Annotated in this window: 11 protein-coding genes; 10 read left to right on the forward strand and 1 reads right to left on the reverse strand. The window is 60.1% G+C overall.

Features of this window, described 5'->3' with window-relative positions; translation table 11 throughout:
- Nucleotides 1-220 precede the first annotated feature (220 nt).
- From PIB16_RS14240 to PIB16_RS14250, 3 genes are all read left to right on the forward strand, one after another.
- Nucleotides 221-976 (forward strand): SDR family oxidoreductase, encoded by a 756-nt coding sequence (locus PIB16_RS14240; protein WP_065657510.1) that lies wholly within the window; start codon nucleotides 221-223, stop codon nucleotides 974-976.
- A gap of 85 nt (nucleotides 977-1,061) precedes the next feature.
- Entirely contained in the window at nucleotides 1,062-1,955 is an 894-nt protein-coding gene (locus tag PIB16_RS14245) for an NAD(P)-dependent oxidoreductase (RefSeq protein ID WP_065657511.1), read from the forward strand.
- Nucleotides 1,956-2,113: 158 nt separating this feature from the next.
- The gene (locus PIB16_RS14250) at nucleotides 2,114-3,097 is read left to right on the forward strand and encodes an aldose 1-epimerase (RefSeq protein ID WP_065657512.1); all 984 of its coding nucleotides are present in this window, start codon (nucleotides 2,114-2,116) and stop codon (nucleotides 3,095-3,097) included.
- An 18-nt stretch (nucleotides 3,098-3,115) separates the two neighbouring features.
- Here the strand turns inward: PIB16_RS14250 and PIB16_RS14255 are convergent, their stop codons facing one another.
- Nucleotides 3,116-3,577, reverse strand: a complete 462-nt coding sequence (locus PIB16_RS14255) for an Lrp/AsnC family transcriptional regulator (protein ID WP_003522155.1) — start codon at nucleotides 3,575-3,577, stop codon at nucleotides 3,116-3,118.
- A gap of 166 nt (nucleotides 3,578-3,743) precedes the next feature.
- Here PIB16_RS14255 and PIB16_RS14260 point away from each other — a divergent pair, with 166 nt between their 5' ends.
- The 7 genes from PIB16_RS14260 to PIB16_RS14290 all read left to right on the forward strand — a co-directional run bounded on the left by PIB16_RS14260 (nucleotide 3,744) and on the right by PIB16_RS14290 (nucleotide 14,702).
- Entirely contained in the window at nucleotides 3,744-4,457 is a 714-nt protein-coding gene (locus PIB16_RS14260) for an aspartate/glutamate racemase family protein (RefSeq protein ID WP_065657370.1), read from the forward strand.
- Nucleotides 4,458-5,228 carry a class II glutamine amidotransferase gene (locus tag PIB16_RS14265; RefSeq protein ID WP_065657371.1) on the forward strand — a complete coding sequence of 257 codons (771 nt, stop codon included), beginning with the start codon at nucleotides 4,458-4,460 and terminating at the stop codon, nucleotides 5,226-5,228.
- Nucleotides 5,229-5,667: 439 nt separating this feature from the next.
- Nucleotides 5,668-8,130, forward strand: a complete 2,463-nt coding sequence (locus PIB16_RS14270) for a glycogen/starch/alpha-glucan phosphorylase (protein ID WP_065657372.1) — start codon at nucleotides 5,668-5,670, stop codon at nucleotides 8,128-8,130.
- Complete coding sequence (gene glgB / locus PIB16_RS14275) at nucleotides 8,130-10,337, forward strand: 1,4-alpha-glucan branching protein GlgB (RefSeq protein ID WP_035263407.1); 2,208 nt, start codon at nucleotides 8,130-8,132, stop codon at nucleotides 10,335-10,337. Before PIB16_RS14270 ends, glgB begins: the two co-directional genes overlap by 1 nt.
- A gap of 21 nt (nucleotides 10,338-10,358) precedes the next feature.
- Complete coding sequence (gene glgC, locus PIB16_RS14280) at nucleotides 10,359-11,621, forward strand: glucose-1-phosphate adenylyltransferase (RefSeq protein ID WP_003522150.1); 1,263 nt, start codon at nucleotides 10,359-10,361, stop codon at nucleotides 11,619-11,621.
- A 5-nt stretch (nucleotides 11,622-11,626) separates the two neighbouring features.
- The gene (glgA, locus tag PIB16_RS14285) at nucleotides 11,627-13,069 is read left to right on the forward strand and encodes a glycogen synthase GlgA (protein ID WP_065657373.1); all 1,443 of its coding nucleotides are present in this window, start codon (nucleotides 11,627-11,629) and stop codon (nucleotides 13,067-13,069) included.
- Nucleotides 13,070-13,073: 4 nt separating this feature from the next.
- Nucleotides 13,074-14,702: an alpha-D-glucose phosphate-specific phosphoglucomutase gene (locus PIB16_RS14290; protein ID WP_104679825.1), complete on the forward strand. Its 1,629-nt coding sequence runs from the start codon at nucleotides 13,074-13,076 to the stop codon at nucleotides 14,700-14,702.
- The last annotated feature ends 274 nt before the right edge of the window (nucleotides 14,703-14,976 follow it).

Consider the following 14,976-nt stretch of genomic DNA (forward strand, 5'->3'; position numbering starts at 1 on the left):
AAATATCTCCCGTTCGACATCGCGCCAGAGCGGCGCGACAAAATAATCCGCATCCCTGTCACCGCCGCCTGCCGTGCATTTGCACGTCGTGCGGCCTCCCCGCCCGCCCAATCCGTACCGAAACCGGGCGTTTAAGCCTTGACATCCACGTCTGAAAGGGATGAATGTTATCGATAACATAAACCTGTATGAATGCAATGTCGAGAGACTGGAGGAAACAGTGGGCCTTAAATTGTTCGATCTTTCCGGCCGCCGCGCCCTGATCACGGGTTCGTCCCAGGGCATCGGCTTCGCGCTGGCGCAAGGGCTGGCGGAAGCAGGAGCGGAAGTGGTGCTGAACGGGCGCGACGAGGCGAAGCTGAAAGCTGCCGCAGCCGGCATCAAGAACGCGAAAACGCTTGCCTTCGACGCCACCGATCATGAAGCGGTGCGCAAGGCCATCGACGGTTTCGAGGAGGAAGTCGGCCCCATCGATATTCTGGTCAACAATGCCGGCATGCAGCACCGCACGCCGCTTGAGGATTTTCCGGCAGATGCCTTCGAGCGCCTGTTGCAGACCAACATCGCCTCGGTGTTCCACGCCGGACAGGCGGCCGCGCGCCACATGATCAGCCGCGGCCGTGGCAAGATCATCAACATCGCCAGCGTGCAGACCGCCCTTGCCCGCCCCGGCATCGCGCCCTACACCGCCACCAAGGGCGCCGTCGGCAACCTGACGAAAGGCATGGCGACGGACTGGGCCAAATACGGCCTGCAGTGCAACGCCATCGCGCCCGGTTATTTCGACACGCCGCTCAACGCCGCCCTGGTGGCGGACGAAACCTTCTCGGCATGGCTTGAAAAGCGTACGCCCGCCGGTCGCTGGGGCAAGGTCGAAGAGCTTGTCGGCGCCTGCATCTTCCTGTCGTCCGATGCCTCGTCCTTCGTGAACGGACATATTCTCTATGTCGACGGCGGCATCACCGCTTCGCTTTAAAAACACCGAAACCGGATGGCCGGCTGCGGCCATCCGGTTTTGAACCGACGACACCACGACACTTTGGGAGGAGGCCGTGAACACCATGACCGAGAAGAACAAAGTCGCCCTCATCGGCGCCGGCGCCATGGGCGGGGCAATCGGCACACGGCTCATCGAGACCGGAAATCAGTTGACGGTTTTCGATCTGGATGCGGAAAAGGTGGCGGCGCTGACGAGCCTTGGCGCGCAGAGCGCGGGGACGGCGGCGGAAGCGGCTTCGGTTTCCGATGTGGTGATCCTCAGCCTCAATTCGCCGAAAATCGTTCGCATCGCCGTCTTCGGCAAGGATGGCGTCGCGACGGGGGCGAAGCCCGGCACGCTCATCATCGACATGTCCTCCATCGATCCGGAAGCGACGAAGGAACTGGCTGCCGATGCCGCGGAAAAAGGCCTGCGCTGGGTGGACAGCCCGCTTTCGGGCGGCGCGCCCAAGGCGCTCATCGGGCAATTGACGCTGATGGCCGGCGGCAGCGAAACGGATGTGGCCGATGCGCACCGCGTGCTGCGGCATGTGGCCAGCAATTACACTCATATGGGACCCTGCGGCGCGGGGCAGACGACGAAACTCATCAACCAGGTTCTGTGCGGGCTGAACTTCCTTGCGGTGGCGGAAGCAACGCAGCTTGCGCTGGATGCCGGCGTCGATGCCGCCAAAATCCCGCAGGCGCTGAAGGGCGGCCGCGCCGACAGCGCTATCCTGCAGGAATATATGCCGCGCTACGTGGCGAAGGATTACCGCCGCACCGGCCGCATCGACAATATGGTAAAAGACCTCAACGGCGCGCAGGATCTCGCCCGGCGCACCAACACTGCCATGCCGCTGACGGCGGTTTGCGCCGAGGTGCACCGCATGCTGACGGCGGCCGGGCTGGGTGGGGAGGATCAGGCCGCGCTGATGGAATATTTCACCGGCGCGAAACGCACCTTTCCCGACTGATTGCCCGGCAGACATGGATGGCAGGAGCCTGTTGATACAGCCCTTGCGGGCCCTTAACGGCCATTGCGAAATTGTCCTTCAGCGATGATGATCGGGCGAATCGGCACGGCAGCTGCCCCGATGACCGCAGACGCATGCATGCAAAGGACAATTTCCCGATGACACCCTCCACCACAGGCACGGGGATTGCCGGTCTGACCGTTTCTGGAAACGGTTTCACTGCCGAAATCGCTTACGAGGGCGCGACGCTTTTAAGCTGGCGGCCGGTCTCTGCCGATGGCGGCAAAAGTGAAAATCTTGTCGACGGATATTCGACGCCTGCCGAAATGCAGTCGCAAAATGGCGTAAGAAACGGCATTCTCGCCCCCTTCACCAACCGCATCCCTGATGGTCGGTTCAGTTTTGGCGGGCAGATGCACCGCATTGAGCCGGTGCTTGCCCATGAAGCCCTCATCTTCCATGGATTTGCCAGAGCTCTGCCCTTCGCGCTTGCCGAGTCTTTCGAGGAAACCGGCGCTCACATTCTCGTCTTCCGCGCCGAAATAGAGCCTGCGGATTTCATGGGTTATCCCTATCGGCTTGCCATCGAGGTGGAATATCGTTTCGCCGGCCATGGGGTCACCATCGACATACGCGGCATCAATCGCGATGACCGGCCCCTGCCTTTCGCCGCCGGCTGGCATCCCTATTTCCGGCTGCCCGGCACCACGTCTATCGATGATCTTCTCCTCACGCTGCCCTCGCGAACGGCAATTGAAACAGACGAGGATCTGATCCCCCTGCAGGACCCACAGGGCGGGATGATCAAACGGGACGACACCCGCTTTCTCCATACGCCGCTGGCCGGCCATGTGCTCGATGTCTGCTTCACCGACCTCATCGCATCCGAAAACGGGCTTTACGAGACGAGGCTGGAAAACCGGCACGACGGTTCGAGCCTGACGGTATGGCAGGAGCGCGGGCACATGCATGTCTTCACCGGCGATACGCTCGCCCGCGACAGGCGCCAATCTATCGCGCTCGAACCGGTGGAAACGCCGACCAACGCCTTCAACCAGCCGGAACTCTCGGATGCGATTACACTGCAACCGGGCGAGACGCGAAGCTTCCGCTTCGGTGTTCGTTTCGAGACGGGGCGCTGATCAAGGCTCGATGATCGCTCAGATATGTGTCGTCGGCAGCGAAGACGACAGCTTCACCGTTTCCATCGAGATATAGGCGGACATGTCGTAAAGCTCGACGCGGCGCAGGATCTGTTTGTAGATCGTGTCGTAATATTCAACATTCGGCAGCACGAGTTTCAGAATATAGTCGAAATTGCCGGTCAGCCGGTGAACCTCGACAATTTCCGGTATGGTGCTGACGGCGGCATGGAACCGGTCCAGCCAGTCCTCCGCATGCAGGCCGGTTCTCACCAGCAGGAAAACCGTGGTCGGCAGGTTGATCTTGCGCCGGTCGAGCAGCGCCATCGTACCCGTCACATAACCTTCCGCCCGCAACCGCGTAATGCGCCGCGAACAGGCGGACAGCGACAGCGACACTTCCTCCGCAATATCTGCAAGCGGCGTTTCTGCATTCTCCTGGAGAATCGCAAGGATTCGGCGGTCACGGTCATCAATCATCGGCGAAGGATGCACAGGTTAGCGCAACAGCGCAAGAAATTTGCGATCTTTAGTGAAAGAACGCCCTAATTTTGCATCTAGGCCATGAAATCCCTTCAAAAACGCATGCTGTTTTCGCCCAGAGGATGGCATTATTATTTTAATCAAACTTGATAAGGGAACTCTTATGAAACGGATCGGCCTGATTGGCGGCATGAGCTGGGAATCCACCGCAACCTATTACCGCATGATCAACGAGGCCGTGCGTGACAACCGCGGCGGGCTGGTTTCGGCCGACATCGTCATGCATTCGCTCGATTTTTCAGAGGTCGTCGCCCTTCAGAAGGCCGATCGCTGGGATGAGGCCGGTGCCCTTCTGGGCGCTGCCGGCGCGCGGCTTGCCAATGCGGGCGCCGATTGCGTGCTGATCTGCACCAACACCATGCATCTGGTCGCGGACACCGTGGAGAAGATGTCCGGCGTGGCGCTGATCGATATCATCGATGAAACCGCCGCAGCCCTGAAGGCGGATGGACGCCGCAAGCCGCTGCTGCTCGCCACCCGCTACACGATGGAACATGGTTTCTACACCGACCGCATGCGCCGCCACGGCGTCGAGGTGGTCGTGCCCGATGCGGAAGACCGGGCTGCAATCCACGACATCATCTTCGGTGAACTTTGCCAGGGCGAAATCAAGTCCTGCTCGCGAGAGCGTTATCTCGCGGTCATCGAGAAGGCCCGCGCACTCGGCGTCGATTCCGTCATTCTCGGCTGCACCGAGATTTCGCTGCTGATCGATCCCGATGCCCTGCCGCTGCCGGGTTACGATTCGACCGCCATTCACGCGAAGGCCGCCGTCGGCTTCGCGCTCGGAAACAAGGCCCTGAACAGAGCCGCATGAATGTGTCGCCTCTTTGCCTATTCCGGTAAGCCGGTCTGGCTCGACAGTCTGCTGATCGAGCCGGAAGCATCGCTGGTCAGCCAGTCCATGGCCGCAAGGGAAGCGAAAACCGTCGTCAATGGCGATGGCTGCGGCCTTGGCTGGTATGGCGAACGCGGAACGCCCGGCGTTTTTCGCGATACAAGGCCCGCCTGGTCCGACGCCAATCTGGCGGCGCTTTGCCACCAGCTCCGCTCGGGCATGTTCATGGCCCATGTCCGCTCCGCCACGTCAGGCGAAGTGTCCCGCGCCAACTGCCATCCCTTTGCGCATGGGCGATACCTGTTCATGCATAACGGCCAGATCGGCGGTTACGAGCAGATCAGGCGCGACATCGATTCCCTCATTCCCGACGATATCTATGCGTCGCGACGCGGCACCGGCGACAGCGAAGCGATCTTCCTCATCGCCGCCGGGCATGGCCTCGATGCCGAGCCGGTTCGCGCCATTTCCACCGCGCTGCGGCTCTGCCAGGAAAAGATGATGGCGGCAGGTGTTTCTTCCGCACTGCGATTCAGCGCCGTGCTGATGGATGGCGATTGCCTGCATGCCTTCCGCTGGTCGAGCGACGACAAGCCGCCGACACTCTACTGGCGCGGGCTTGATGACGGCATCGCATTGAGTTCCGAACCCTTTTCCTTCGATTGCGCGCCCTGGTGCGCCGTTCCCCCCAATACCAGGGTGACGATCCGCGCCGGCGAGATGGCCATGGAGCCTTTCCTCCTGCCGTAAACAGCGCCACTGGCGATGATCGCAGCCGGTTTTTACACCGCTCCACCACAGGTCGGCGCGGCAGCGGCGATGCCCTGTTTATTTTCATTGAATTTTCGCAACCGCGAAGGCTAGTGTGTGATCCGATAGTTCGAAACAGATTTCAGGACCGGTGAACCATTTCAGAAGTATTGCAGCCTCTTCCCCTTTTCCGCGCGATGCCCGGCATCGCAAGGACCAAGAAAATTCGCTGAAGAACGGCGCAGACAGGGCGATCAATGCCTTCGGCGATCCTTTGGGCGCCGAGAAAAACACTTATTTTTCATTGCGCTAAGCTGTTCAATTTTCCGAAAAAAATGCTGTTGCCACGCCTCCATATCGATGCATAAACTGGCATCAGCAAAGGCAAGCCGGATCAACCTCTCAGACCCTCTCCTCCCACCAAGGTGCTGACCGACCAATGATCAATAATCTTAACGCCGCCGATCTTCCCCGTCCCGCCCCGCGCAGTTCCAACCCGGAAATCATGGCGTCGGAAATCATCGAACGCCTCACCTACCGTATCGGCAAGGACGTCAAGGTTGCCAAGCCGCATGACTGGCTGACCGCAACCATTCTCGTCGTGCGCGACCGCATCATCGACAAGTGGATGGAATCCACCCGCAAGGCCTATGCCAACAATTCCAAGCGCGTTTATTATCTGTCGCTCGAATTCCTGATCGGCCGCCTGATGCGCGACGCCATCTCCAATATCGGCCTGATGCACGAAATCCGCGATGCCCTGTCCTCGCTCGGCGTCGATCTGGATGTCATCGCCGGTCTGGAGCCGGATGCGGCGCTCGGCAATGGCGGCCTCGGCCGGCTTGCGGCCTGTTTCATGGAATCCATGGCGACCGTCGACATCCCCGCCTATGGCTACGGCATCCGTTACGTGCACGGCCTCTTCCGCCAGCAGATGGCGGATGGCTGGCAGGTGGAACTGCCGGAAACCTGGCTGGCGCACGGCAACCCCTGGGAATTCGAGCGCCGCGAAAGCTCCTATGAGGTCGGCTTCGGCGGCTCGGTGGAAACCATCGGCGGTTATGAAGATCCGCAGCGTTTCGTCTGGAAACCGGCCGAACGCGTGATCGCCATGGCTTACGACACACCGGTCGTCGGCTGGCGCGGCACCCGCGTCAATACGCTTCGCCTGTGGTCGGCGCAGCCTATCGACCCCATTCTGCTGGCCGCCTTCAATGCCGGCGACCATATCGGCGCATTGCGCGAAAGCAACAAGGCGGAAAGCCTGACGCGGGTTCTCTACCCCGCCGATGCGACGCCGGCCGGTCAGGAACTGCGCCTGCGGCAGGAGTTCTTCTTCTCCTCCGCCTCGCTGCAGGACATTCTGCGCCGCCATTTGCAGCAATATCCCGATTTCACCTCGCTGCCCGAGAAGGTCTCGATCCAGCTCAACGATACGCATCCGGCCATTTCCATCGCCGAAATGATGCGTCTTCTGTGCGATGTGCACGGTCTGGAATTCGAGGAAGCGTGGAAGATCACGCAGGGCACGTTCTCCTATACCAACCACACGCTTCTGCCGGAGGCGCTGGAAAGCTGGCCGGTACCGCTGCTCGAGCGTCTTCTGCCAAGACATATGCAGATCGTCTATGCGATCAACGCCAACACGCTGGTTTACGCCCGCAAGGAAAAGAAGATGACGGATCAGCAGATCCGTTCGATCTCGCTGATCGATGAAGGCGGCGAACGCCGCGTGCGCATGGGCAACCTCGCCTTCATCGGCTCGCATTCCATCAACGGCGTTTCCGCCCTTCATACCGACCTGATGAAGGAAACGGTCTTTGCCGACCTGCATAGCCTTTATCCTGAGCGTATCAACAACAAGACCAATGGCATCACACCGCGCCGCTGGCTGATGCAGTGCAATCCGGGCCTGACCAGCCTGCTGCGCGAAGCAATCGGCGACGATTTCCTCGACGATGCGGAAAAGCTCACCGCGCTCGACCGTTTTGCCGACGATGCCGGTTTCCGCGAAAAATTCGCCGAGGTGAAGCGTCTGAACAAGGTGCGGCTTGCCAATACTGTCGCGCAGCGCATGGGCATCCGCGTCGATCCCTCGGCCATGTTCGACATCCAGATCAAGCGTATCCATGAATATAAGCGTCAGCTTCTGAACCTCGTGGAAACGGTCGCGCTTTACGATCAGATCCGTTCTCACCCGGAACTGGATTGGGTGCCGCGCGTTAAGTTCTTCGCAGGCAAGGCGGCGCCGAGTTATCACAACGCGAAGCTGATCATAAAGCTTGCCAACGATATTGCCCGGGTCATCAACAACGATCCGGCCGTGCGCGGGCTTCTGAAAGTGGTGTTTGTTCCGAACTATAACGTCTCGCTTGCGGAAATCATGGTTCCCGCCGCCGACCTTTCCGAACAGATATCGACGGCCGGCATGGAAGCTTCCGGCACCGGCAACATGAAATTCGCACTCAACGGCGCGCTCACCATCGGCACGCTCGATGGCGCGAACGTCGAAATGCGCGATCATGTCGGCGCGGAGAATATTGTCATCTTCGGAATGACGGCGGATGAAGTGGCCAAGGCGCGCGCCGACGGCCACAATCCCCGCGCGATCATCGAAGGATCGGCCGAGCTGTCGCAGGCGCTGTCTTCCATCGCCTCCGGCGTCTTCTCGCCGGATGACCGCTCCCGTTTCGCCGGCCTGATCGACGGTATTTATAACAGCGACTGGTTCATGGTCGCCGCCGACTTCGACGCCTATGCCAATGCGCAGCGCGAGGTGGACGCGATCTGGAGCGATCCAGATAGCTGGTATGCCAAGACAGTGCGCAACACGGCGCGTATGGGCTGGTTCTCGTCCGACCGGACAATCCGCCAATATGCCACCGAGATCTGGAGAGCCTGATGAAAAAACCGCTCAATTCGGCCGAAGAGAAAAAGACTGGCGACATCACGAAGGCTGAAATCGAGGCGATCAAGAGCGGTTTGCATTCCAATCCCTTTGCCCTTCTCGGCGTTCACGAAACGCCGGAAGGGTTTTCCGCCCGCTGTTTCATTCCCGGCGCCGAGGAGGTTTCCGTCCTGACGCTGGACGGAAATTTCGTGGGCGAATTGAAGCGGCTCGATCCGGATGGCTTTTTCGAAGGCCGCATCGATCTTTCGAAGCGACAGCCGGTACGGTATCGCGCCAGCCGCGACGACGCCGAATGGGCGGTGACCGACCCCTACAGTTTCGGCCCAGTTCTCGGCCCCATGGACGATTATTTCGTCCGCGAAGGATCGCATCTGCGGCTCTTCGACAGGATGGGCGCACATCCTCTGAAGCTCGAGGGCGTCGAGGGCTTCCACTTCGCCGTCTGGGCTCCCAATGCGCGGCGCGTTTCCGTCGTCGGCGATTTCAACAATTGGGATGGCCGCCGGCATGTCATGCGGTTCCGCAAGGATACCGGCATCTGGGAAATCTTCGCGCCTGACGTCTATGCCGGCTGCGCCTACAAGTTCGAAATCCTCGGCGCAAACGGCGAGCTTCTGCCCCTCAAAGCCGACCCCTATGCGCGGCGCGCCGAGTTGCGGCCGAAGAACGCCTCCGTTACCGCACCGGAACTTACCCAGAAATGGGAAGACCAGGCCCACCGGGAACATTGGGCGCAGGTGGACCAGCGCCGCCAGCCGATCAGCATTTACGAAGTGCATGCCGGCTCCTGGCGGCGGCGCGAGGACGGCACGTTCCTGAGCTGGGACGAACTGGCCGCCCAGCTCATTCCCTATTGCACGGATATGGGCTTCACCCATATCGAGTTCCTGCCCATCACCGAACATCCCTATGACCCTTCCTGGGGTTACCAGACGACCGGGCTTTATGCGCCGTCCGCCCGTTTCGGCGATCCGGAGGGCTTTGCGCGTTTCGTCAATGGCGCTCACAAGGTCGGCATCGGCATCTTGCTCGATTGGGTTCCGGCGCATTTTCCAACCGACGAGCACGGCTTGCGCTGGTTCGACGGAACGGCGCTTTACGAACATGCCGATCCGCGTCAGGGTTTTCACCCCGACTGGAACACGGCCATCTATAATTTCGGCCGCATCGAGGTGATGTCCTACCTCATCAACAATGCGCTTTATTGGGCCGAAAAATTCCATCTAGACGGCCTGCGCGTGGATGCGGTCGCCTCGATGCTCTATCTCGATTATTCCCGCAAGGAAGGCGAGTGGATCCCCAACGAATATGGCGGACGGGAAAATCTCGAATCCGTCCGCTTCCTGCAGAAGATGAATTCCCTCGTCTACGGCACCCATCCGGGCGTCATGACCATTGCCGAGGAATCCACCTCCTGGCCGAAAGTGTCGCAGCCCGTCCACGAGGGCGGCCTCGGCTTCGGCTTCAAATGGAATATGGGCTTCATGCACGATACGCTGAGTTATTTCTCGCGCGAGCCGGTGCATCGCAAGTTCCACCATCAGGAGCTGACCTTCGGCCTGCTTTACGCCTTCAGCGAAAATTTCGTGCTGCCGCTTTCCCATGACGAGGTGGTGCACGGCAAGGGATCGCTGATCGCCAAGATGTCCGGCGACGACTGGCAGAAATTCGCCAATCTGCGGTCCTATTACGCCTTCATGTGGGGTTATCCCGGCAAGAAGCTGCTGTTCATGGGACAGGAATTCGCACAATGGAGCGAATGGAGCGAAAAGGGCTCGCTCGACTGGAACCTGCGCCAATATCCGATGCATGAGGGCATGCGCCGCCTCGTGCGCGATCTCAACCTCACCTACCGTTCAAAACCCGCTTTGCACGCCCGCGACTGCGAACCGGAAGGTTTCCGCTGGCTTGTGGTGGATGACCACGACAATTCCGTCTTCGCCTGGCTGCGCATGGCGCCGGGTGAAAAGCCGGTGGCGGTCATCTGCAATCTCACGCCGGTCTATCGGGAAAACTATTATGTGCCGCTTCCGCTTGCGGGGCGGTGGAGGGAGATTCTCAACACCGACGCCGAAATTTATGGCGGCAGCGGCAAGGGAAATGGCGGACGCGTTCAGGCGGTCGATGCCGGGGGAGACATCGGGACAATGCTCGTCCTGCCGCCACTCGCAACGATCATGCTCGAGCCGGAAAACTGACAGACAGAGAGGGAGGACACCATGTCGGAAAAAAGAGTTCAGCCTTTGGCACGCGATGCAATGGCCTATGTCCTCGCAGGCGGCAGAGGAAGCCGCCTGAAGGAGCTGACGGACCGCCGGGCAAAACCCGCCGTCTATTTCGGCGGCAAGGCGCGCATCATCGATTTTGCGCTCTCCAACGCGCTCAATTCCGGCATTCGCCGCATCGGCGTCGCCACGCAATACAAGGCGCACTCGCTCATTCGGCACCTGCAGCGCGGCTGGGACTTCTTCCGCCCTGAACGTAACGAAAGCTTCGATATCCTGCCGGCCTCCCAGCGCGTTTCCGAAACGCAATGGTATGAAGGCACGGCCGACGCCGTCTACCAGAACATCGACATCATCGAGCCCTATGCGCCGGAATATATGGTCATCCTCGCCGGCGACCACATTTACAAAATGGATTACGAATACATGCTGCAGCAGCATGTCGATTCCGGTGCGGACGTGACGATCGGCTGCCTTGAAGTGCCGCGCATGGAAGCGACCGGCTTCGGCGTGATGCATGTGAATGAAAAAGACGAAATCATCGATTTCATCGAAAAGCCGGCCGATCCGCCGGGCATTCCCGGCAATGAAGGCTTTGCTCTCGCCTCGATGGGCATCTACGTCTTCCACACGAAATTCCTGATGGAAGCCCTGCGCCGCGACGCCGCCGACCCGACTTCCAGCCGCGACTTCGGCAAGGACATCATTCCCTATATCGTCGAACACGGCAAAGCCGTCGCCCATCGCTTCGCAGACTCCTGCGTGCGTTCGGATTTCGAGCATGGTCCTTACTGGCGCGATGTCGGCACCATCGACGCCTATTGGCAGGCTAATATCGACCTGACGGATGTGGTGCCGGACCTCGATATCTATGACAAGTCCTGGCCGATCTGGACCTATGCGGAAATCACGCCGCCGGCAAAATTCGTGCACGATGACGAGAACCGCCGCGGCTCAGCCGTGTCTTCGGTCGTCTCCGGCGATTGTATCATTTCCGGCGCCTCGCTTCAGCGCAGCCTGCTGTTTACCGGGGTGCGCGCTAATTCATACTCCCGCCTTGAGAATGCCGTAGTACTGCCGAGTGTGAAGATCGGGCGTCATGCCCAGCTCAGCAATGTCGTCATCGACCATGGCGTGGTCATTCCGGAAGGACTGATTGTAGGAGAAGACCCAGAACTGGATGCCAAACGTTTCCGCCGCACCGAAAACGGCATTTGCCTTATCACCCAATCGATGATCGACAAGCTGGACCTGTAGAGCCCATGAATGTCCTTTCGGTTTCATCCGAAATCTATCCCCTGATCAAGACCGGAGGGCTCGCCGACGTTGCCGGCGCGCTCCCCATCGCGCTGGAAGCCCATGGCGTCACGACGCGCACATTGATACCCGGATATCCGGCGGTGAAAGCCGCCGTGACCGACCCCGTCAAATGTTTCGAATTTACCGATCTGCTCGGCGAAAAAGCCGATGTGCTCGAAGTGCGGCATGAGGGGCTCGACCTCCTCATTCTCGATGCGCCGGCCTATTACGAGCGCTCCGGCGGCCCCTATCTCGACCAGACCGGCAAGGATTATCCGGACAACTGGAAGCGTTTCGCGGCGCTGTCGCTGGCTGCGGCCCGCATCGCCGCCGGCGCGCTTCCCGGCTGGCGGCCGGATATGCTGCATGCTCATGACTGGCAGGCCGCCATGGCGCCGGTCTATATGCGTTATGCCGAAACGCCGGAGATTCCGAGCCTTCTCACCATCCACAACATCGCTTTTCAGGGCCAGTTCGGCGCGAATATCTTCAGCAAGCTTGCATTGCCCGCCCATGCCTTCGGCATGGAAGGCATCGAATATTATAACGATGTGAGCTTCCTGAAAGGCGGACTGCAGACGGCAACGGCGCTCAGCACCGTCAGCCCGTCCTATGCCGAGGAAATCCTCACCCCGCAATTCGGCATGGGCCTGCACGGCGTCATCGGCAGCCGCGCCCATGTGCTGCACGGCATCGTCAACGGCATCGATGCCGATGTCTGGAACCCGGCGACGGACCATCTGATCCACGACAATTATTCAGCCGCCAATCTCAAGAACCGCGCCCTGAACAAGAAGGCGGTTGCCGAACATTTCCGCATCGACGATGATGACAGCCCGCTTTTCTGCATCATCTCCCGCCTCACCTGGCAGAAGGGCATCGACCTCATGGCGGAAGCCGTGGACGAGATCGTTTCCCTCGGCGGCCGTCTGGTGGTGCTGGGCGCCGGCGATGTGGCGCTGGAAGGCGCGCTTCTGGCGGCAGCATCCCGCCACCATGGCCGCATCGGCGTTGCTGTCGGTTATAACGAGCCGCTGTCGCATCTGATGCAGGCGGGCTGCGATGCGATCATCATTCCCTCGCGTTTCGAACCCTGCGGCCTCACCCAGCTTTATGCGCTGCGTTATGGCTGCATTCCGGTCGTCGCCCGCACCGGCGGCCTTGCCGACACGGTGATCGACGCCAACCATGCCGCCATCGCCAATAAATCGGCGACCGGCGTGCAATTTTCACCCGTCACGCTCGATGGTCTGAAACAGGCGATCCGCCGGACCGTCCGTTATTACCACGACCCGAAACTATGGACACAAATGCAGAAACTCGGAATGAAATCCGATGTTTCCTGGGAAAAGAGCGCCGGTCTTTACGCCGCGCTTTACAGCCAGCTTATTTCGAAAGGCCATTGAAACAATGATCAAGACCGTTCAGACGAAGCCCTATCAGGACCAGAAGCCGGGCACATCCGGCCTGCGCAAGAAGGTGCCAGTCTTCGCCCAGGAAAATTACGCCGAGAACTTCATCCAGTCGATCTTCGACGCGCTTGAGGGCTTTCAGGGCCAGACGCTGGTGATCGGCGGCGATGGCCGTTATTACAATCGCGAAGTCATCCAGAAGGCGATCAAGATGGCCGCCGCCGCCGGTTTCGGCAAGGTTCTGGTCGGTCAGGGCGGCATTCTCTCGACGCCTGCCGCCTCCAACGTCATCCGCAAATACAAGGCCTTCGGCGGCATCGTGCTTTCCGCAAGCCACAATCCCGGCGGCCCGAACGAAGATTTCGGCATCAAATACAATATCGGCAATGGCGGCCCCGCACCGGAAAAGATCACCGATGCGATCTACGCCCGCTCGAAGGTCATCGACAGCTATAAAATCTCCGACGCCGCCGATATCGATCTCGACAAGATGGGCAGCTTCAAGGTGGACGAACTGGCGGTCGAGGTGATCGACCCGGTTGCCGACTACGCCGCTCTGATGGAAGAACTGTTCGATTTCGCCGCCATCCGCGCGCTGATCGCCGGCGGCTTCAGGGTCGTGGTCGATTCCATGAGCGCCGTCACCGGCCCCTATGCCGTGGAGATCATCGAAAAGCGCCTCGGCGCGCCGAAGGGCTCGGTCCGCAATGCAACGCCGCTGCCGGATTTCGGCGGCCACCATCCAGACCCGAACCTTGTCCACGCCAAGGAGCTTTATGACGATGTCATGAGCCCGGAAGGTCCAGATTTCGGCGCGGCGTCGGATGGCGACGGCGACCGCAACATGGTCGTCGGTAAGGGCATGTTCGTCACGCCGTCCGACAGTCTGGCGATCATCGCCGCCAATGCGAAACTCGCCCCCGGTTATGCCGCCGGCATTTCCGGCATTGCCCGCTCCATGCCGACGAGTGCGGCAGCGGACCGTGTGGCCGAAAAGCTCGGCCTTGGCATGTATGAAACGCCGACCGGCTGGAAATTCTTCGGCAATCTCATGGATGCCGGCAAGGTAACGATCTGCGGCGAAGAAAGCTTCGGCACCGGCTCCAACCATGTGCGCGAAAAGGACGGCCTGTGGGCCGTGCTCTACTGGCTGAACATCGTCGCCGCGCGCAAGGAAAGCGTGAAGGACATCGTCACAAAGCATTGGGCCGAATATGGCCGCAACTATTATTCCCGCCATGACTATGAGGAAGTCGATTCGGACGCCGCCAACACGCTGGTCGCAACCCTGCGCGAAAAACTCGCCACACTTCCCGGCACCAGCTACGGCAATCTGAAGGTCGCGGCGGCGGATGATTTTGCCTATCACGATCCGGTCGATCAGTCGGTCAGCAAGAATCAGGGCATCCGCATCCTGTTCGAAGGCGGTTCGCGCATCGTGCTGCGCCTTTCCGGCACGGGTACTGCGGGCGCCACGCTTCGCCTCTATGTCGAGCGTTACGAGCCGGATGCAGCCCGTCACGGCATCGAAACGCAGGAGGCGCTTGCCGACCTGATTTCCGTTGCCGATACGATCGCCGGCATCAAGGCCCATACCGGCCGTAGCGAGCCGAGCGTTATTACCTGAGGGTTTTGTTCAGTTGCTGGAGAGGCGCAGAATCGAAAAGACGGGAGGCGGCCACAAGGACGTCTGAGAAGTAGCAGACCTCTCTCCAAACTCGACGTCATTCTCGGCCTTGTGCCGAGGATCTGCCAACGCATCGTCCAATCAATGCGTAGCAGATGCTCGGGACAGGCCGAGCATGACGGAGGAGAGGTTTTGGGTTCGCCATCGATCACAGGCGGACGCATACCCGCCTTCCATTAACGGCCACCTTCTACCCTTACGAAGAAGAAACAAC

The organism is Agrobacterium sp. ST15.13.015 (assembly GCF_027871645.1).
In the GTDB taxonomy this organism is placed as follows: Bacteria; Pseudomonadota; Alphaproteobacteria; order Rhizobiales; family Rhizobiaceae; genus Agrobacterium; species Agrobacterium leguminum.

Excerpts from the sequence above, each read along its gene's own strand:
- PIB16_RS14245 (WP_065657511.1), top strand. The coding sequence starts at position 1,062 with ATGACCGAGAAGAACAAAGTCGCCCTCATCGGCGCCGGCGCCATGGGC.
- PIB16_RS14250 (WP_065657512.1), top strand. The coding sequence starts at position 2,114 with ATGACACCCTCCACCACAGGCACGGGGATTGCCGGTCTGACCGTTTCT.
- PIB16_RS14255 (WP_003522155.1), bottom strand. The coding sequence starts at position 3,577 with ATGATTGATGACCGTGACCGCCGAATCCTTGCGATTCTCCAGGAGAAT.
- PIB16_RS14260 (WP_065657370.1), top strand. The coding sequence starts at position 3,744 with ATGAAACGGATCGGCCTGATTGGCGGCATGAGCTGGGAATCCACCGCA.
- PIB16_RS14265 (WP_065657371.1), top strand. The coding sequence starts at position 4,458 with ATGTGTCGCCTCTTTGCCTATTCCGGTAAGCCGGTCTGGCTCGACAGT.
- PIB16_RS14270 (WP_065657372.1), top strand. The coding sequence starts at position 5,668 with ATGATCAATAATCTTAACGCCGCCGATCTTCCCCGTCCCGCCCCGCGC.
- glgB (WP_035263407.1), top strand. The coding sequence starts at position 8,130 with ATGAAAAAACCGCTCAATTCGGCCGAAGAGAAAAAGACTGGCGACATC.
- glgC (WP_003522150.1), top strand. The coding sequence starts at position 10,359 with ATGTCGGAAAAAAGAGTTCAGCCTTTGGCACGCGATGCAATGGCCTAT.
- glgA (WP_065657373.1), top strand. The coding sequence starts at position 11,627 with ATGAATGTCCTTTCGGTTTCATCCGAAATCTATCCCCTGATCAAGACC.
- PIB16_RS14290 (WP_104679825.1), top strand. The coding sequence starts at position 13,074 with ATGATCAAGACCGTTCAGACGAAGCCCTATCAGGACCAGAAGCCGGGC.